The sequence below is a fragment of the Stenotrophomonas sp. Ps181 genome, assembly GCF_025697425.1.
Classification (GTDB): Bacteria; Pseudomonadota; Gammaproteobacteria; order Xanthomonadales; family Xanthomonadaceae; genus Stenotrophomonas; species Stenotrophomonas sepilia.
This window is the reverse complement of record NZ_JAHWBI010000008.1, coordinates 1-18,541: the sequence shown is the minus strand read 5'-3', so window position 1 is coordinate 18,541 and position 18,541 is coordinate 1. Positions and strand designations below refer to the sequence as shown.

At 67.3% G+C, this 18,541-nt stretch carries 15 protein-coding genes and 1 pseudogene; 7 read left to right on the top strand and 9 right to left on the bottom strand.

The features are described 5' to 3' along the window. Positions 1-341 precede the first annotated feature (341 nt). From secF to queA, 5 genes are all read right to left on the bottom strand, one after another. Positions 342-1,322 carry a protein translocase subunit SecF gene (gene secF / locus KXV01_RS17325; protein ID WP_049413603.1) on the bottom strand — a complete coding sequence of 327 codons (981 nt, stop codon included), beginning with the start codon at positions 1,320-1,322 and terminating at the stop codon, positions 342-344. 16 nt (positions 1,323-1,338) lie between these two features. Then, a complete protein-coding gene (gene secD, locus KXV01_RS17320; RefSeq protein WP_005416202.1) occupies positions 1,339-3,195 on the bottom strand; it encodes a protein translocase subunit SecD in 1,857 nt (618 codons plus the stop codon). Positions 3,196-3,256: 61 nt separating this feature from the next. Continuing rightward, positions 3,257-3,601 (bottom strand): preprotein translocase subunit YajC, encoded by a 345-nt coding sequence (yajC, locus tag KXV01_RS17315; protein WP_005416201.1) that lies wholly within the window; start codon positions 3,599-3,601, stop codon positions 3,257-3,259. 133 nt (positions 3,602-3,734) lie between these two features. Then, complete coding sequence (gene tgt / locus KXV01_RS17310) at positions 3,735-4,865, bottom strand: tRNA guanosine(34) transglycosylase Tgt (RefSeq protein ID WP_029379947.1); 1,131 nt, start codon at positions 4,863-4,865, stop codon at positions 3,735-3,737. Between the two features lie 96 nt (positions 4,866-4,961). Next, positions 4,962-6,029, bottom strand: a complete 1,068-nt coding sequence (gene queA / locus KXV01_RS17305; RefSeq protein ID WP_164284556.1) for a tRNA preQ1(34) S-adenosylmethionine ribosyltransferase-isomerase QueA — start codon at positions 6,027-6,029, stop codon at positions 4,962-4,964. 210 nt (positions 6,030-6,239) lie between these two features. On the opposite strand from queA, the gene KXV01_RS17300 reads away from it, so the two are divergent. Both KXV01_RS17300 and KXV01_RS17295 read left to right on the top strand, forming a co-directional pair. After that, on the top strand, positions 6,240-7,736 hold the full coding sequence (locus KXV01_RS17300; protein WP_099545161.1) for an aminotransferase class III-fold pyridoxal phosphate-dependent enzyme: 1,497 nt from the start codon (positions 6,240-6,242) through the stop codon (positions 7,734-7,736). Between the two features lie 255 nt (positions 7,737-7,991). Continuing rightward, positions 7,992-8,585 carry a TIGR00730 family Rossman fold protein gene (locus KXV01_RS17295; protein WP_049415329.1) on the top strand — a complete coding sequence of 198 codons (594 nt, stop codon included), beginning with the start codon at positions 7,992-7,994 and terminating at the stop codon, positions 8,583-8,585. 19 nt (positions 8,586-8,604) lie between these two features. On the opposite strand, the gene KXV01_RS17290 is transcribed toward KXV01_RS17295, so the two are convergent. Next, positions 8,605-11,445 carry an EAL domain-containing protein gene (locus KXV01_RS17290; RefSeq protein WP_049415326.1) on the bottom strand — a complete coding sequence of 947 codons (2,841 nt, stop codon included), beginning with the start codon at positions 11,443-11,445 and terminating at the stop codon, positions 8,605-8,607. A 247-nt stretch (positions 11,446-11,692) separates the two neighbouring features. On the opposite strand from KXV01_RS17290, the gene KXV01_RS17285 reads away from it, so the two are divergent. The 5 genes from KXV01_RS17285 to KXV01_RS17265 all read left to right on the top strand — a co-directional run bounded on the left by KXV01_RS17285 (position 11,693) and on the right by KXV01_RS17265 (position 15,861). Beyond that, positions 11,693-12,211: an RNA polymerase sigma factor gene (locus KXV01_RS17285; protein WP_229298213.1), complete on the top strand. Its 519-nt coding sequence runs from the start codon at positions 11,693-11,695 to the stop codon at positions 12,209-12,211. Beyond that, positions 12,208-13,194 (top strand): hypothetical protein, encoded by a 987-nt coding sequence (locus KXV01_RS17280; RefSeq protein WP_099487752.1) that lies wholly within the window; start codon positions 12,208-12,210, stop codon positions 13,192-13,194. Before KXV01_RS17285 ends, KXV01_RS17280 begins: the two co-directional genes overlap by 4 nt. Positions 13,195-13,234: 40 nt before the next feature. Continuing rightward, a complete protein-coding gene (locus KXV01_RS17275) occupies positions 13,235-13,831 on the top strand; it encodes a YigZ family protein (RefSeq protein ID WP_100477945.1) in 597 nt (198 codons plus the stop codon). Continuing rightward, positions 13,824-15,596, top strand: coding sequence for an ABC transporter transmembrane domain-containing protein (locus tag KXV01_RS17270; protein WP_049414855.1), 1,773 nt, complete (start codon positions 13,824-13,826; stop codon positions 15,594-15,596). The genes KXV01_RS17275 and KXV01_RS17270 overlap by 8 nt, the downstream gene beginning before the upstream one ends. Positions 15,597-15,666: 70 nt before the next feature. Next, positions 15,667-15,861, top strand: coding sequence for a hypothetical protein (locus tag KXV01_RS17265; RefSeq protein ID WP_049414854.1), 195 nt, complete (start codon positions 15,667-15,669; stop codon positions 15,859-15,861). Positions 15,862-16,120: 259 nt separating this feature from the next. Here KXV01_RS17265 and KXV01_RS17260 read toward each other — a convergent pair whose 3' ends face one another. The 3 genes and pseudogenes from KXV01_RS17260 to KXV01_RS17250 all read right to left on the bottom strand — a co-directional run. Next, positions 16,121-17,245, bottom strand: coding sequence for a prephenate dehydrogenase (locus KXV01_RS17260; RefSeq protein WP_099495106.1), 1,125 nt, complete (start codon positions 17,243-17,245; stop codon positions 16,121-16,123). Further along, entirely contained in the window at positions 17,242-18,150 is a 909-nt protein-coding gene (pdxY, locus tag KXV01_RS17255; RefSeq protein WP_049438861.1) for a pyridoxal kinase, read from the bottom strand. Before pdxY ends, KXV01_RS17260 begins: the two co-directional genes overlap by 4 nt. A gap of 245 nt (positions 18,151-18,395) precedes the next feature. Further along, positions 18,396-18,541, bottom strand: a pseudogene (locus KXV01_RS17250) (IS110 family transposase); the annotation flags it as partial.

Genomic DNA, 18,541 nt, shown 5'->3' with positions numbered 1-18,541 from the left:
GCGATCCGTTGGAAATGCTCTTGGGGTCAGGTCGATTTCGATATCTGACAGATGTGTCGACCAAGGTCGACACCTACCAACAGCCGCCGGAATCTGTCAGAGGTGGGGCGGTGTCGGAGTGCGGGGTGTCAGCCGCATGGATGCGGCTGCCAAGCCCACACGGACGTACTTGCGGCGTCCCCGCACTCCGACACCGCCCCCCCAACCACGGAAGGCACGCTGTTGCTGTTGCTGTTGCCGGCCAGCGGCCGGCACTACCGTGGGGTGCAGGGCTGCAAGCCCTGCACACAAAAAACCCCGCTTGCGCGGGGTTCTCTGTGTGTTGCATGCAGCGCGAACGCTTACGGGCGACGGGCCAGGGCCTCGACGTCCTTCGCCTTCGGCAGCAGGTCCTGCTTGCTCACGCGCAGGACACCAATCGTCAGCATCGGCACCGCCACCAGGATCGAGGACAGCACCACAATCACCGCGCCGATCATGTGCGTCTCGGCCAGCCCTTCCATCGAGCTGCCGCCGTACAGGTACAGGGCAAGCGCCGACAGGAAGAACATCACGGCAGTGATTACCGTACGCGACAGCGTCTGGTTGATCGAACGGTTCAGCACTTCCATCGAGTCCACGCGCAGGCTGCGGAAGTTCTCACGGACGCGGTCGAAGACCACGATGATGTCGTTGATCGCAAAGCCCATCACCGACAGCAGGCCGGCCAGCACGGTCAGGTCGAACTCACGGCCCAGCAGGGACACGTAAGCGACCGTCACGATCAGGTCGAACATCGCCACGATGCTGGCGGTGACCGCGAACTTCCACTCGAAGCGCACCGCGATGTAGATGAGGAAGCCGGCCAGCATGAAGATGGTGGCATACAGGCCATTCATCGCCAGGTCCTTGCCGATCTGCGGGCCCACGAACTCGTTGCGGAGCACGGTGGCCTGATTGTCGGCAGTGGACAATGCCTTCACCACGGCAGCGGCCGTGGCCTTGTCCTCGTGGGCGGCGTCGCCGGTACCCGGAGCATGCTCGCCGTGCGGGGCCAGGCGGATCAACAGGTCGGTGTTGCCGCCGACGCTCTGCACCTGGGCGCCTTCGAAGCCACTCTGCTCGAGCTTGGTGCGGACCTGCTCGACATCCACCGCCTTGTCGAAGCGGGCTTCGATCAGGGTGCCGCCGGTGAAGTCCAGTGCGTAGTTGAAGCCCTTGATGCCGATGATGGCGACCGAGGCCAGGAACACCACGATGGTGACTGCCATGGCGACATGGCGCCAACGCATGAAGTCGATCTTGGTGTCGTTCGGGAGGATGTGCAGCGGAAACAGTTTCATTGTGCGTGTCGTCCCGTCAGATGGCCACGTTCTGGAGCTTCTTGCGACGGCCGTAGATCAGCGTCGCCAGCGCACGCGACACGGTGATCGCGGTGAACATGGAGGCGAAAATACCGATGATCATGGTCAGCGCGAAGCCCTTCAGCGGACCGGTACCGAATGCAAACAGCGCCACACCGACGATCAGGCCGGTCAGGTTGGCGTCGAGGATGGTGCCCGAAGCACGCTCGTAACCGGTCACGATCGCCGTCTTGCCCGGCACGCCGGCTCGCAGCTCTTCACGGATACGCTCGTTGATCAGCACGTTGGCGTCCACCGACAGGCCGACCGACAACGCCAGGCCGGCAAAGCCCGGCAGGGTCATGGTGGCGCCGAACAGCGACATCACCGCCACTACGATCAGCAGGTTGAACAGCATCGCTGCCGAGGTGATCACACCGAACATGCGGTAGTACACGCTGAAGAACACCAGGGTGAACAGGAACGCGAACACCACCGCGCGCATGCCGTTCTTGACGTTCTCGGCGCCGAGGCTCGGGCCGACCACGCGCTCCTCGACGAAGTCCATCGGCGCAGCCAGCGAACCCGACTTCAGCAGCTTGGCCAGGTCTTCGGCTTCCTTCTTCTGCAGGCCGGTGGTCTGGAAGTTCTTGCCGAACACGCCGTTGATGTTGGCCACCGAGATCACTTCCTCGTTGACCTTGAAGCCACGCACTTCCTGGCCGTCGACGACGGTCACGGTCGGCACGCGCTCGGTGTAGACCACCGCCATCGGCTTGTTCACGTTGGCGCTGGTGAAGTCGAACATGCGCTGGCCACCGACGTTGTTCAGCGTCACGCTGACCGCCGGCGAGCCACTGTTCGAATCGGTCACCGCCTGCGCGCCGACCATCTGGTCGCCGGTGACGATCACACGCTTGTTCAGCAGGATCGGGCCGCGGCCGTCACGCTGCTGGTACACCTTCGCTTCCGGTGGAATGCGGCCGGAGTTGATGGCGTCCTGCGCATTGCCTTCCACCACCGCACGGTACTCCAGGGTGGCGGTGGCACCGATCATGCGCTTGGCTTCGGCGGTGTCCTGCACGCCCGGCAGCTGCACGACCACGCGGTCGGCACCCTGGCGCTGGATGATCGGCTCGGCCACGCCGAGCTGGTTCACGCGGTTGCGCAGGGTGTTGATGTTCTGCTCGATGGCGCCGTTGGCGATCTGCGTGATCTCGGTCTCCGGCACGGTCACCGTGATGCGGTTGCCGCTGACGTCATAGCCGAGCGTCGGCTGTGCCTTGACCAGAGCGGCACGGGCACGCTGCGCGGCGTCATCGCCGGCGGATGGGCTCAGGTTGGCCACGATGCTGTTGTCGGCTCGGCGTTCCACCGACTGGTAGGCGATGCGCGCGTCACGCAGGGTGCTGCGCACGTCTTCCGTATAGGCATCCAGGCGCTTGTCGAGGGCAGCCTTCTGGTCCACCTGCAGCACGAAGTGCACGCCGCCCTGCAGGTCCAGGCCCAGCACCATCGGGCGACCGCCGAGGTTGGCCAGCCAGTCCGGCACGGTCGAAGCCAGGTTCAGCGCCACGGTGTACTTCTCGCCGACGGTGTCACGCAGGGCGTCGCTGGCAGCGGACTGCGACTTCAGGTCCGACAGGCGGACGATCAGGCTTTCCCCTTCCTTTTCGGCTCCGATGGTGGCGATGCCGGCCTTTTTCAGGTCGGCCAGCACACGGTCGCGCAGCGCATCGTCGATCTGCCCGCCACGGTTGGCGGTGATCTGGATGGCCGGGTCCTTCTGGTAGATGTTGGGCAGCGCGTACAGCGCGCTGAGCGCCAGTACGATCAGGATGACGACGTACTTCCAGCGTGGAAATTCGAGCATTGCTTGGGTCCCGCGCGGCGCCATCCCCGGCGCCGCGGTTGTGCTTCGGAAAGGGAGTGGCTTACTTGGCCGAATCCAGGGTGCCGGTCGGCAGCACGCTGCCGACAGCGCCCTTCTGCACGCGGATGCGCACGTTGTCGGCCACTTCGACGGTGATGAAGTGGTCGCCGATGTCGGTGACCTTGCCGGCGATGCCGCCGTTGGTCAGCACTTCATCGCCGCGCTTGATCTTCTCCAGCATGGCCTTGTGCTCCTTCTGCCGCTTCATCTGCGGGCGGATCATCAGGAAGTACATGATGGCGATCAGGATGATCGGGAACAGAAGCGTGGTCAGGCCCATGCCCTGCGGTTGGCCGCCGGCGGCCTGGGCGTGGGCGGCGGGAATCAGGAAAGCAAGCAGGTTCATCGTTGGTCCTTTGGTTGGGCGGCGCTCCCGTCCCTTGAGGGGCGGGGGTGTCGACCGCGGATCTGGGTCAGCCTTGAAGTATGCCACGGCCCCGGGCGTTCGTCCTTGGGCCGTTCGGCAGGGGGCGTCGGGGTTACAGCGGCGGGGCCACCGCCCCGCGTGCCGCGTAGAAGGACTCGCGGAAGGCCAGGAAGGTTCCCGCCTCGATCGCGGCCCGGATGTCGGCCATGAGCTTTTCGTAATAGAACAGGTTGTGCAGGGTGCCCAGCATCGGCGCCAGCATCTCGTTGCAGCGGTCCAGGTGGCGCAGGTAGGACCGGGTGTAACCGCCGGTGCAGGCCACGCAGCCGCAGCCCGGCTCGATCGGGTCCATGTCCCGCGCGTACTGGGAATTGCGGATGCGGACGGTGCCGAACGAGGTGAAATAGTGGCCGTTGCGCGCATTACGGGTCGGCATCACGCAGTCGAACATGTCCACGCCGCGCGCCACGCCCTCGACCAGGTCCTCCGGCCGGCCCACGCCCATCAGGTAGCGCGGGCGGTCGCCCGGCAGCTCCGGATCCAGGTGGTCGAGCATGGCGTTGCGCTCGTGCTCCGGCTCGCCCACGGCCAGGCCGCCGATGGCATAGCCGTCGAAGCCGATCGCCTGCAGGGCCTCGGCCGAGCGGCTGCGCAGGTCGGTGTGCACGCCGCCCTGGACGATGCCGAACAGCGCCGCGTCGTTGCCCAGTTCGTCATGCGCGTTGCGGCTGCGCTGGGCCCAGCGCAGGCTCAGCTCCATCGAACGGCGGGCGACATCCTCGGTGGCCGGGTACGGGGTGCACTCGTCGAAGATCATCACCACGTCCGAATCGAGCACCTTCTGGATCTTCATGCTCTCTTCCGGGCCCAGGAACACGCGGGCGCCGTCGGTCGGCGAGGCGAAGGTCACGCCCTGCTCGGTGATCTTGCGTCGATGGGCCAGCGAGAACACCTGGAAACCACCGGAGTCGGTCAGGATCGGGCCATCCCAGCGGCAGAAGCCGTGCAGCCCGCCGTGGTCGGCGATGATGTCCAGGCCCGGGCGCAGGTACAGGTGGAAGGTGTTGCCGAGGATGATCTCGGCGCCCAGCGCCCGCACCTGGTCCGGCAGGATGCCCTTGACCGAGCCATAGGTCCCCACCGGCATGAAGGCCGGCGTTTCCACCGTGCCACGCGGGAAGGTCAGGCGGCCACGGCGGGCACGGCCGTCGCGGGTCTGGAGCTGGAACTGCAATCGGGACATGGAGCGGTCATTGGGGCAAATAGTTGCCTATTGTCTCCCAAGAAGGCGTGCGCACCAAGGTGCGCACCCACAGGTGCCCTGCCTTCCCGGGGCGCGCTACCCCGCCTGCGGGAACAGCAGCATCGCGTCGCCGTAGCTGAAGAAGCGGTAGCGCTGCTCGATCGCGTGCCGGTAGGCCTCGAACACCCGCTCCTTGCCGGCAAAGGCCGAGATCATCATCAGCAGCGTGCTTTCCGGCAGGTGGAAATTGGTCACCATCGCGTCGACGCTGCGGATGCGGTAGCCCGGGGTGATGAAGATCTGCGTTTCACCCGCGAACGGCAGCAGTTCGCCATCGCGCATCGCGCTTTCCAGCGCGCGCACCACGGTGGTGCCGACGCCGATCACCCGGCCACCGGCCGCGCGCGTGCGCCGCACCTGCTGCACCAGTTCGGCGCCGACGTTCAGCCACTCGCGGTGCATCACGTGGTCCTTCAGGTCTTCGGCACGCACCGGCTGGAAGGTGCCCGCGCCCACGTGCAGGGTGACGTGGCCGAACTCCACGCCCTTTTCCTTCAGTGCGGCCAGCAACGGTTCGTCGAAATGCAGGCCCGCGGTCGGTGCCGCCACCGCGCCCACTTCACGCGCGAACACGGTCTGGTAGCGCTCGCGGTCGTCCACGCCCGGCTCGCGCTGGATGTACGGCGGCAGCGGCAGGCGGCCGGCGTGAAGCAACCACTGTTCCAGCGATTCCGGCACATGGAACTGCAGCACGTAGAACTCGCCATCGCGGCCCAGCACCTCGGCTTCGCCACCGGCATCCAGCGCGATGCGGCTGCCGGCCTTCGGCGACTTGCTGGCGCCGACCTGCGCACGGGCCTGCTGACCGCCGAGCAGACGCTCGATCAGGATCTCCACGCGGCCGCCGCTGGCCTTCTGCCCGAACAGGCGCGCGGGGATCACCCGGGTGTCGTTGAACACCAGCAGGTCCCCCGGCTGCAGCAGTGACGGCAGGTCGCGCACCTGCAGATCGGTGAAGGCAGCCGGCGCGGGCGGCACCAGCAGCAGGCGGCTGGCGGAGCGTTCGGCCAGGGGAGCCTGCGCGATCAGTTCAGCCGGCAGGTCGTAATGGAAATCGGACTTCTTCAAGGCGGTGGGCGGCAACAGGTCGACAATGGCGCGCATTGTACGTCCAGCGTCTGCGAGCCGGCGCGCTTCGCGGCGAACGTCGCGCAAAATGCTGCTATGCAGCAGGTTTCTGCGGGGTTATCGCGCAAAAAAACAAGTGCTAGCATCGAACCGGAAGTCCGCTGCACGAGCCTGCCCCAAGCGCGCGTGATGACGCGCGTTTTGCTTTTGATGGCCCGTGCGACCCATTGTTTCAGGAGATCTGCAATGAGCTTCATCGAACGCCTCGCCCCCCTGCGCACCCAGCCCGGCACCCGCCTCACCACCGGGCTGGACGATGCCACCCTGACCGCCCTGTCCGCCAACCACCCGCAGCTGATCGCCGCGGTGGACGCCGCTGCCGAGGAATTCGCGCGGGTGCAGGCCGACCTGGGGCCGCTGCTGGCGCAGGACGAACAGGCGCAGATCGACGCGATGCAGGACGGTTTCGTCAATTTCTACGCCGATGACGCGGTGACCCCGTACGTGGCGCTGGCCGCGCGCGGCCCGTGGGTGGTCACCCTGAAGGGCGCCGTGCTGTACGACGCCGGCGGCTACGGCATGCTCGGCTTCGGGCACACCCCGGACGCCGTGCTGGAGGCCATGGCGCGCCCGCAGGTGATGGCCAACATCATGACCCCCAGCCTGTCGCAGCAGCGCTTCATCACTGCCCTGCGCGCCGAGATCGGCCATCGCCGTGGCGGCTGCCCGTTCGCCCGTTTCATGTGCCTGAACTCCGGCTCCGAAGCCGTCGGCCTGGCCGCGCGCATCGCCGACGTCAACGCCAAGCTGCAGACCGATCCTGGCGCACGCCACGCCGGCGCTGCGATCAAGCGCGTGGTGGTCAAGGGCAGCTTCCATGGCCGCACCGACCGCCCTGCCCTCTATTCGGATTCCAGCCGCAAGAGCTACATGCAGCACCTGGCCAGCTACCGTGGCGAGGACTCGGTGATCACCGTGGCGCCTTACGACGAGGCCGCCCTGCGCAAGGTGTTCGAGGATGCTGCACGCAACCAGTGGTTCATCGAAGCGGTGTTCCTGGAACCGGTGATGGGCGAAGGTGACCCGGGCCGTTCGGTGCCGCCGGCGTTCTATGCCGTTGCCCGTGAGCTGACCCGTGCGCACGGCAGCCTGCTGCTGCTCGACTCGATCCAGGCCGGCCTGCGCGCGCATGGCGTGCTGTCGGTGGTCGACTACCCGGGCTTCGAAGGCCTTGACCCGCCGGACATGGAGACCTACTCCAAGGCACTCAACGCCGCGCAGTACCCGCTGTCGGTGCTGGCGGTGACCGAGCACGCCGCGCAGCTGTACCGCAAGGGCATCTACGGCAACACCATGACCAGCAACCCGCGTGCGCTGGACGTCGCCTGCGCCACCCTGGCGCAGCTGACCCCGCAGGTGCGCGCCAACATCGCTGAGCGCGGTGCCGAGGCCGTGCGCAAGCTGGAACAGCTGAAGGCCGAGCTGGGTGGCCTGATCACCAAGGTGCAGGGCACCGGGCTGCTGTTCTCGTGCGAGCTGGCGCCGCAGTTCAAGTGCTATGGCGCCAACTCCACCGAGGAATGGCTGCGCCAGCACGGCATCAACGTGATCCACGGTGGCGAGAATTCGCTGCGCTTCACCCCGCACTTCGGCATGGACAGCGAGGAGCTGGACCTGCTGGTGGGCATGGTCGGCCGCGCCCTGCGTGAAGGCCCGCGCCGCGAGCAGGCTGCGGCGGCCTAAGCGCCCGCTTGCGTAGAGCCGAAGGCAGCGGCAGCAGCCGCTGCCAACGCCGCTGGCGACGGCCCGAAGGGTGCCGGTCAGGACGACCGGCATAGCCCATGCTCGGCTGGCCTGTGCCGCTATCTGAACGAAGAGCAGCGGTGCATGGTTCGGATCTACAGAAGGGGCGATAATCCACCAGCACCCCGCCCGCAACCGCTGACCCGGTTGCCGGCGGGGCGTTTTTCGTTTCCGCACCAAGAGACAAGCCCACCCATGAAGTCGATCTGCGTCTACTGTGGTTCCAACGCTGGCAGCAAGCCGGCCTACACCGAACGCGCCATTGCCCTGGGTGATCGCATCGCCCGCGATGGCCTGCGCCTGGTGTATGGCGGCGGCAACGTTGGCCTGATGGGCACCGTGGCCAACGCCGTGCTCGCCGCTGGCGGCGAGGTGACCGGCGTGATCCCGCGCCAGCTGGCCGACTGGGAAGTGGCCCACCGCGGCCTGACCGAACTGGAAATCGTCGGCTCGATGCATGAGCGCAAGTCGCGCATGTTCGACCTCGCCGATGGCTTCGTCGCCCTGCCCGGTGGCTTCGGCACCATGGAAGAGATCTTCGAGATGCTGACCTGGCGCCAGCTGGGCATCGGCAACAAGCCGTGCGCGTTCCTCGATGTGGAAGGCTTCTACGCGCCGCTGATCGGCATGATCGACCGCATGGTGGAAGAGCGTTTCCTGCATCCGGACCAGCGCCAGGACCTCTGGTACGGCTCGGACATCGAGGACATGCTGGTATGGATGCAGAACTATCAGCCGGCGCAGGCCTCGAAGTGGATCGACGAGAAACGTCGCTCGGCTCTGCGCTGAAGTGAACGGTCGCGGCGGCTCACGCCATCGCCCGCGCCCACGGTGCGGGACGGCCCAGCAGGTAGCCCTGGCCATAGTCGCAACCGAGTTCGCGCAGTGTCTGCCGCTGCGCCTCGGTCTCGATGCCTTCGCCAATGGTTTCGATGCCCAGGGTGCGGGCCAGTGACAGCACGCCTTCGACCAGCGCGCGCGTGCTCTGCACTTCCGGCCCGTGCAGGCCGGCGATGAAGCTCTGGTCGATCTTCAATGTACTGATCGGGAATCGGTGCAGGTAGGACAGCGCAGAGAAGCCGGTACCAAAGTCGTCCAGCTGCACCTGGATGCCACGCTCGCGCAGGCCCTGCAGGATGCGCAGCGTGTGCGGCGCATCGTCCAGCAGCGCGACCTCGGTAATCTCCAGCCGCAGCCGGCGCGGATCGGCGCCACACGCGTCGAGCAGGCCGAACAGGCGGTCGCTGAACTCGGCCGAGCGGAAATGGCGCGGCGAAACGTTCACCGAGACATAGCTCTGCCCACCTTCGGCCAGGCGCGCGATGACCTGCTCGTAGATCAGCCAGTCGACCTGTTCGATCAGGCCGCTTTCCTCTCCCAGCTCCAGGAACGCGCCGGGCAACAGCAGGCCACGACGCTCGTGCTGCCAGCGCAGCAATGCCTCATGTCCCACCACTTCGCCATCGGACAGGCGCACGATCGGCTGGAAGAACGGAACGAAATCACGGTTGTTGATCGCGCGGCGCAGATCGGCTTCCAGGTCGAGGCTGCGCATGGCCTGTTCTCGCATGTCCTCGTCGAAGATCGCGCAGCGGTCATGGCCCTGTGCCTTGGCCCGGTACATCGCCGCATCCGCATCACGCAGCAGCTCCTCGCCGGTACGGTAGCGCGGATTCCACAGCGCGATGCCCAGGCTGCCGGACGGGAACAGCTCGCGCCCGGCGATCCAAATCGATTCCTGCAATGCCAGCAACAAGCGCTGGCCGAAATCCAGCGCCTGTGCCAGGCCCTGCGGGCATTGCAGCAGCACCGCGAATTCATCACCGCCCAGCCGTGCCACCACGTCATCGGCGCCGGCCATCGATACGATCCGCTTGGCTACCTCCACCAGCATGCGGTCACCGGCGGCGTGGCCGATGCTGTCGTTGACCAGCTTGAAGCGATCCAGGTCGAGGAACAGCACGGCGAACACCGGCCCTCCCTCGCGCTTGGCCAGCGCCAGCGCATCCTGCAGGCGATCGAGCAGGTGCAGCCGGTTGGGCAGGCCGGTCAGCGCATCGTGCATGGCCTGATGGGTCAGGCGTTGCTCGGCCCGCAGGCGCTCGCCGATCTGGCCGAGCAACTTCTCGTTGACCTCGGCCAGCTCACGCGTGCGCTCCTCCACGCGCTTTTCAAGTTCGGCATGCGCCAAACGCAGCCGTTGCTGGTCGCGCTGGCGCGCCAACCCGGTTCCAATGTTCTGGGCAACGAACGTCAGCAGCCGCTGATCGTGCACGCTGAACGTACTGTTCTCGCTGTAACTCTGCACCACGATCGCACCGACCACCTCGTCATCGCGCAGCAGCGGCACGCCCAGCCAGCAATGCGAGCGCGCACCGGATTCACGCACCTCGCCACTGGCCAGCAGCGCATCGATCTGGGCGCGTGACGCCAGTAGCGGCCGCCGGTTGCGCACGACGTATTCGGTCAGGCCGCGACTGAACGGACGAGGTGCACGGCTGGCATTGTGCTCGTCCACCGAATAGACGAAGTCCAGGCCGTCTCCGCTTCCGTTCACCAGCGCGATATAGAAGTTGCGCGCATCGAGCAGGCGCCCGACCACGCCATGCACCTGCCCGTAGAACTGGGCCAGGCTGTCGGCCGACATCGCCATTTCGGCAATGTTGTACAGCGCGGTCTGCAGTTGCTCGGCGCGCCGGCGCTCTGCCACTTCATCCTGCAGGCTGTGGTTGGCACGCTGCAGTTCCAGCGTGCGCCGCTCCACCTGTTGCTCCAGCCGGACCTGCGCCTGGCGCCGATCCATCGCAGTCTGCACGTGCTGGGCGACAAAGCCCAGCAACGCGCGCTCGGCCTCGCCGTAGCGGGCCGCCAGCTCATAGCTCTGCACCACGATGGCGCCGCATACCCGGCCATCGCGCAGCATCGGCACACCCAGCCAGTCCAGGCTTTCGGGGCCACGCTGCGGGTCGTGCTCCTGCTCCACCACGCGCGCCAGCAGTTCGCGTGAGGGTCCGCTGAGCGGCTTGCCGTGGCGCAGCAGCGCGACAGTCAGGCTGCGCGGCATCTCGGCGGCGTCATGGCTCTGCGACGGGTCGGCAACGAAATCGTCGACCTGGTCGGCGAAGTACAGGAAGCGGATCTGGTCACGCACATCATCGTATTCAACGATGTAGCAGTTCTCCGCATACATCAGCGTGCCGAGCACGCCGTGCACGTGACGCAGCATCTCCGACATCTCCAGATCGGCGCCGGCCAGATCGGCGATCTGGAACAGCGCCTGCTGCAACCGTTCAGCTTCTTCCAGCGCCTTGATCTGCCCAGCCTGGCGGCCACGCTGCAGTGCCAGTTCCATGGCCTGACGGGCCAGCCCCCACCACGCCGCGGAAGGCACGGCGCCTTCCACCGACAGCTGCAGGCGTGCACCGTCATGTTCCCAGCCATGGCAGCCGTCGCCGATGCCCGGCGCAGTGAACGCGCCTGCCGCCCCGTCGGCCGGCCACCCGCCCTGACCGCGCCCGAGCTGCGGGTCGTCCCAGCCGACACGGACCACGGCCGTTTCCGGCAAAAGCGCATGCAACGCGCGCACCAGCGCTGTGCTCAGCACGGCCTCGTGTGGTGGCTCTTCCGCCGGTTCAGCATGCGTGGACAAATGACAATCTCTTGGCGCCGTCTATGCGTCGCCTCCCCTGAGCCGACGAGCATAGCGCGCCACCCGGGGGGCAATGGAAGCCCGTAAACCCCGAATCGTGCGCCCGTACGTTTTTCCTGCTGTCCGCAGCCCCTTCCGAGCCATGACCCTCGCTGTGCCCGCCCCTGCCACCGGCTATGCGCCATCGCCTGCAGGCCTTACCCTGTACGCTGTGGAAGCCAGCGCACTGCCAACCGATGAAGCCTTGATGCTGGCCTGGGCCGGTGGCGACCTGCGCGCGTTCGAAAGCCTGTATGCGCGCCATCGCAAGCGACTGTTCGGCTTCCTGCTGCGCCAACTGCGCGACAACGCGCTGGCCGAAGAGATCTTCCAGGACGTCTGGCAGCGGGTGATCAGCGCCCGCGCCGGCTGGCAGCCCGAAGCGGCGTTCAGCACCTGGCTGTTCCGCATCGCCCATAACCGCCTTAACGACCATTGGCGCGCCGCCCGCCATCGCCCTGCCGCGCCGGCCGACGCCGACCTGCGCCTGGCCGCGATCGAGGACGGGCAGACCCCGGAAGCCGAACTTTCCGAATTCGAACAACGTCGCCGCATCCAGCTGGCGATGGAGCAATTGCCGCCGGAGCAGCGCGAAGTGCTGCAACTGCGGCTGGATCAGGAACTGAGCCTGGAGGAGATCGGCCAGATCACCGGCGTAGGCCGGGAAACCGTGAAATCGCGGCTGCGCTATGCGATGGACAAGCTGCGTGCGGGATTGAACGCATGAACCGAGACGAACCGCTGACGCCGGAAGAACGCGAGCTGGCCCGGCTGCTCGGCCGTCGCGCCGAGCAGGCACCGCCCGCCGCACTGGACGCCGCCATCCTGGCCGCGGCGCGTGCCGCCGTAGACGCTCCGGGTACCGATGTCGCGGCCGCTCCCGAGGCGCCGCGCAAGCAGCGCACGGGACCGCGTTGGCCAGCGGTATTCGGCATCGCCGCTTCGATGGTGTTCGCCATCGGCATCGCCTGGCAGCTGCGTCCTGAACCGCCGCTGGTTCCGGCGGGCGAGACTGCTGCTGCGGCACCGGCTGCGGCAGAAGACGTCGCGGTCGCCGATCAGGCCGCTGGAAGTGGTTCAGCCGACAGCGCAGTGGTGGTTGCGGAACCAGCCGCTGCGTCAGCAGCACCCGAGTCCGCCCCCGTTTCCGCTGCCCCGGCACCGGCCATCGCGCGTGCGCACAAGCCTGCGCCGGCCAAGACCGCTGAAGTGCCAGCCCAGGCTGCACGATCCATGGCTGCGGATGCGGCCGCCGACACCTCCTTTGCGGCGCTCCCGCCCGCTCCGGCTGCAGCACCGCCAGCGCCACCTGCACCGGCCGCCTACTCGGCACCCGCACCGGCATCCGCGCCAGCAGCGTCCGGGGCAATGAAAGCACGCACGGCAGCGGCACCGGCAGCCAATGCCGCCGAGGCCGAGCGGGCGCAGGCGCTGGATCGGGTGGAGATCACCTCGATGAAGCGTGAGGCTCCCAGCCGTTCCGCACCGGGCATCATGCGCCGCGGCAGCGATGCGGGCCTGAGCGCGGATGCCGTGCAGGCCGAGGTGGACGCCGACGCGCGACTGCCGCGCCGGCAGTGGCTGCAGAAGATCCGCGCGCGACGCGACGACGGCCAGCGCGACCTGGCCCGCGCCAGCCTGGAGCGCTACGTGCAGCAGTATCCGGAAGCACGCCTCCCGCGCGACCTGCGCCCGTTGCTGGACGACTGAAGCAGAACGTGACCTCCGGCGACCCCGTAGAATGACGGGAATGCTCGATACCCTCGCCCAGCCTGTCAGCCACACGCTGGAAGTCAAACACAGTCGTTTCATCACCCATGCTGCGCCGATCGACAGCGCCGCAACGGCCATGGCGGTCCTGCAGCAGGTTGCAGCAGCCGACGCGACCCACAACTGCTGGGCCTACCGGTACGGCCAGGACTACCGCTCCAGCGACGATGGCGAGCCCGCCGGAACGGCCGGACGACCGATCCTGGCGGCAATCGATGGCCAGGGTTTCGACCGCGTGATGGTGGTGGTGACGCGCTGGTTCGGCGGCATCAAGCTGGGCGCCGGTGGACTGGTGCGCGCCTACGGCGGCGCTGCCGCCGAGTGCCTGCGCACCGCCCCCCGCCTGCCCCTGGTGGCGATGGCCCGGTTGCAGCTGCTGGCCGGCTTCGAGGACCTGGGCACCCTGCACGCCACCCTGCCCGCCTTCGGCGCCGGGAAGCTCGATGAACAGTTCGATGCCAACGGCGTGTGCCTGCGGGCCGAGTTGCCGGCCGATCAGGTCGATGCATTGAAAATCCGCCTGCGCGACGCCACCCGTGACCGTATCCGCATACAAGACGACAACCAGGATGACTGACAAGGACGACGCCCCTGCCTCGACCCCGCCGCTGCGCCGCCTCGGCAGCCTGCGGACGTTGTGGCCGTTCGTGCGCCGCCATAGCGGGCTGTTCACCGCCTGGCTGCTGGCCCTGGCGGTCTCGTCGGCCGCCACGCTGAGCCTGCCCCCCGCCGTGAAGCAGATGATCGACCACGGCTTCACCAGCGGTGGCCAGATCAACCGTGCCTTCGCCCTGCTGATGCTGGTGGCGGTGGTGCTGGCGCTGGCGACGGCCGCACGGTTCTTCTTCGTGTCGCTGCTGGGTGAGAAGGTCGTCGCCGACCTGCGCAGCCGTCTGTACGCACACCTGATCCAGCTCGGCGCCGGGTTCCACGACCGCAGCCGCAGCGGCGAACTGGTCTCGCGCCTGACCGCCGACAGCGAACTGCTGCGCAGCGTGGTCGGCTCGACCATGTCGGTCGCCCTGCGCAGCAGCGTCACCGTGGTCGGCAGCCTGGCCATGCTGTTCGTCACCAGCCCGAGGCTGGCGGCATGGTCGCTGCTCGGCATCCCACTGGCGGTACTGCCGATCATCATCGGCGCGCGCAAGCTGCGCACGGTTGCACGCAGCAGCCAGGACCGCATCGCCGATGCCAACAGCCTGGCCAGCGAGACGCTGGGCGCCGTGCGCACGGTGCAGGCGCACGCACGCGAGCCCTATGAGCGCGGACGCTTTGACAAGGCGCTGGGCGATGCCATCGGTGCCGCACGCCGGCGCATCGGTGCGCAATCGCTGGTTACCGCCAGCGCCATCCTGCTGGTGTTTGGCGCCATCGTTGGCGTGCTGTGGCTGGGCGCGCACGATGTCATCGACGGACGCCTCAGTGCCGGCACGCTGGGCCAGTTCGTGTTGTACGCGCTGATCGGCGGCGGCTCGGTGGGCGCCTTGGCCGAAGTGTGGAACGAGCTGCAGCGTGCGGCCGGTGGCATGGGCCGTATCGGCGAGCTGCTGCAGGAAGACATCGAGATCCGTGCGCCGGCGCAGCCGCACGCACTGCCACAACCGCTACGCGGCGAAATCCAGTTCGACGACGTGGTATTCCACTACCCGCAGCGCCCGGACCAGGCCGCGCTGGACCACTTCAGTCTGCATGTCCGCCCGGGTGAGACCGTGGCCCTGGTCGGCCCATCCGGCGCAGGCAAGAGCACGGTGCTGTCGATGCTGCTGCGCTTCCACGATCCGGCCAGCGGCCGCATCTGCGTGGATGGCATCGACGTGCGCCAGGTCGATCCGGCCGAGCTGCGAGCGCAGCTGGCGCTGGTGCCGCAACAGCCGACGCTGTTCGCGGCCAGTGCGCGCGACAACATCCGCTACGGCCGGCTGCAGGCCAGCGACGCCGAAGTCGAGGACGCCGCACGTGCAGCAGAGGCCGATGGCTTCCTGCGGGCATTGCCGCAAGGCTACGACAGTGAGCTGGGCGAACGCGGTGCGCGCCTGTCCGGTGGTCAGCAGCAGCGCGTGGCGATCGCCCGCGCACTGCTGAAGGATGCGCCGATCCTGTTGCTGGACGAAGCCACCAGCGCACTGGATGCACAGAGCGAACATGGCGTGCAGCAGGCACTTGAGCGGCTGATGGCCGGTCGCACCACGCTGGTCATCGCCCACCGCCTGGCCACCGTGCTCAAGGCCGACCGCATCGTGGTGATGGACCAGGGCCGTATTGTCGCCGAAGGTACCCATGCCCAGCTTTTGGCCGAAGGCGGACTGTACGCTGAACTGGCACGACTGCAGTTCATCGATTGATGACGGCCGGCTAACATCGGCAGGACCAAGCTGGCCGCGCATCCCCAGCATCCGCTGAAGGAGGTACGCGATGTCATTCCGTCAGTTCCCCGCCGTCGACAGTAATGGCGAAAGCCACGTCATCATCGAATTCAAGCCCGAGGCGAACGGCAGCGGGCACCACTCCGAAGCCACGCCGCGCTATGAGCTGGATGACGGGCGCCAGCTGGTGCGCAATGGGCGCGAGTTCACCACCAGTGGTGGTGAACTGCGGTTGACGATTTGAGGTCCGCCGGGCATGGCCCGGCGCTGCCGCATTGGTGCTGCCCCGCGCTCGCGCTACCGGATTTCCATCCTCCGCTCTGGTAGGTGTCGACCTTGGGCGACACGCTTTTCGCCAGAAGCAGTCCAGCATGGCTCGACCCTGCAAAAAAGCGTGACCAATTTTTCGCCAGGCATCTTGACAGCCTTTGCCACCAAGGGCTGAGCGAGGTTATCCACACGTTTGCTCAGGATCCATCCACACCGCCTGTGGATGAATGTGGTCAGCCGAGCACCCGGCCGATGCCGCTGGCGTCCACTTCCGCAGCCGCCCGGGTGATCGCTGCCGGATCACTGCCGGCGATGAACCCGATGCGGAAGTGCACTTCGCCGCCGGGCGTACGTGAGGAATGGATCGAAGCCAGGCTGATGCGATGCTGCTCGAACACGTTCAGCAGCTCGCGCAGCGAGCCGGGCCGGTCTTCCGGCAGGTGCACCGACAGCGCATTGCGCTCGGTCAGGTCAGCCAGCAGATAGCCCACGCGTTCGAACGTGTAGTTGCCTTCAGCCAGCGCCTGATCACCGAAAGCACTGCGATTGGCCGACAGCAGCTGCTCGCGGAAGGCACCACGTGCACGGTCGTCGCCCTGCCCGACCTGCACCTGCAGGGCCTGCAACTGGCCAACCAGCCGCTCCAGCATCGGCGCTACGTACGGGTTGCCGAACTGGATGTCTTCGTAAATCGCCGGGTTGAGCGACAGGATGCGCGAAATGATCGCCGTATCCAGCTCGAACGATGCCGAACGGTACGGCATCATCGCAGCCAGGTCGCCCAGCTGCGGCTGGTACTGGCGCAACACGCCGGCCTGGGCCAGGTGGGTGGCATGCACCATCGCCTGCACCAGCGCCATCATCTGGTCGTGGTGCTGGGGCGTGGCCCGCACGCACTCGGCCTGCAGCGCGATGCACAGCGTATCGACCCACGCCTGCCAGAGCTGCAGCCGCGCTTCGCAGACCACCATCACCCGGCCCTTCAGGGTCGGCGCCTTCGGCGGCGCCGTCATCGGGTGCAGGCCGACCACTTCGGCCTGCGAGGCCAGCATCGCCTGCACTGGCGCCTCCTTCACCGAGGTCACATCCAGCCACAGCCTGCCGCGCTCGCGACCCGCCGATTGCCGCACGTACTCGGCGATCAACGCCGGGGTGTGCCGGATCGGTGCCGAGAACACCAGCACATCGGCCTGCGCCAGCAGGTGTTCCGGCGTGTGCGAACCCGGGTCGGCCGGATCGTGGCCGATCACCTGCAGCTGCATGTGCTGCTGGAAGAAGCGGGTCAGCCAGCGCCCGTAGGCACCAGCGCTGCCGATGATGCCGACCGTGCGCGGCGTGCGCGGATCCAGGCCGCTCATGCCACGCGTTCGGCGCGGAAGCGCGTGCCTTCGGCCAGCGCCGCCGGCGCGGCGGCGACCACGTCGAATTCCTCGAAGCCGTTGTCCAGCGTCGCCTCCAGCGCCGCATGGGTGCCGGCAATCGCACGCGAAATCGCCTGCTGCATCGATTCGCCGCGCAGCAGGAACGACACCACCAGCGACATCAGCACATCGCCGGTACCCGCCACGTCCACCGGCAGCAGCGGCGAGGTCCACCGCCAGGTTTCCTCCCGGCCGACGGCCAGGGTCACCAGTTCACCCGGGGTGCCGCCCACGCTGTGCGCGATCACCCAATGCGGGCCGCGATCCAGCAGCGTGCGCGCGGCGGCGATGGCATCGGCCTCGGCCAGCGCCGGCATGCCGGTCAGGCGATTCAGTTCGAAAGCGTTCGGCGTCACCAGCCAGGCATGCGGCAACAGGCGCTCGGCGAAGATCGCTTCCAGCCCGGGTTCCACGTAGGGGCCGGTGTGCGTGTCGCCAATCACCGGGTCCAGGCAATAGCGCAGCTGCGGGCAGGCCGGCAGGATGTCGTCCAGCCAGTCTGCGAAGGCGGCCCCGTTGGCGGTGCTGCCGAAATAGCCGGAGACGAGCATTTTCGCCCGCTGCGGCAGGCCGCGCTCGTGGGTGCCCAGCAGCAGGTCGGCGAACCAGTCAGCGGGCAGCACGCGGCCACGCGTGGTGTCGTAGAAAGGCGCATTGCTCAGCAGCACGGTCGGGATTTCCGCCGCGCGCACGCCCAGCGCACGCATCGGCGGTACGGCGGCGCTGTTGCCGGCATGGCCGTAGACGAGTTGCGACTGGACCGAGATGACATCGATCGGCGACGGGCCATCCGGCCGCTGGCGGCGGCCGTGGACCAGGTGGTTATCAAGGGATTCGCTCATGGCCGCATTCTACGCCCAAGGAGGTTTTCGGCAGGGCTTGCAGCCCTGCACCTGCCGAAGCTGCAAGCAACGGCAACGGCAAAAGCGAGCTATCCGTGGGGTGGCGGGGCGGTGTCGGAATGCGGGGACGCCGCAAGTACGTCCGTGTAGCAACTGTGTTGATGGAGGGGCTTGGCCCCTCCAGGAGACGGGCACGGTAGTGCCGGCCGCTGGCCGGCAGCCTTTGGTCTGCGCCCTGGCTGGCCTCAGGCAGGGACCAGCCCGTTTTCAGCGTCGCGCACCCGGGCGTTGAGAATCACCAGCATTTTCCGCATCACCGCCACGATGGCTACTTTTCCTTCTTTGCCCCGGGCTCGCAGCGACTGGTAGAAATCGCGCAGTCGAGGTTCAT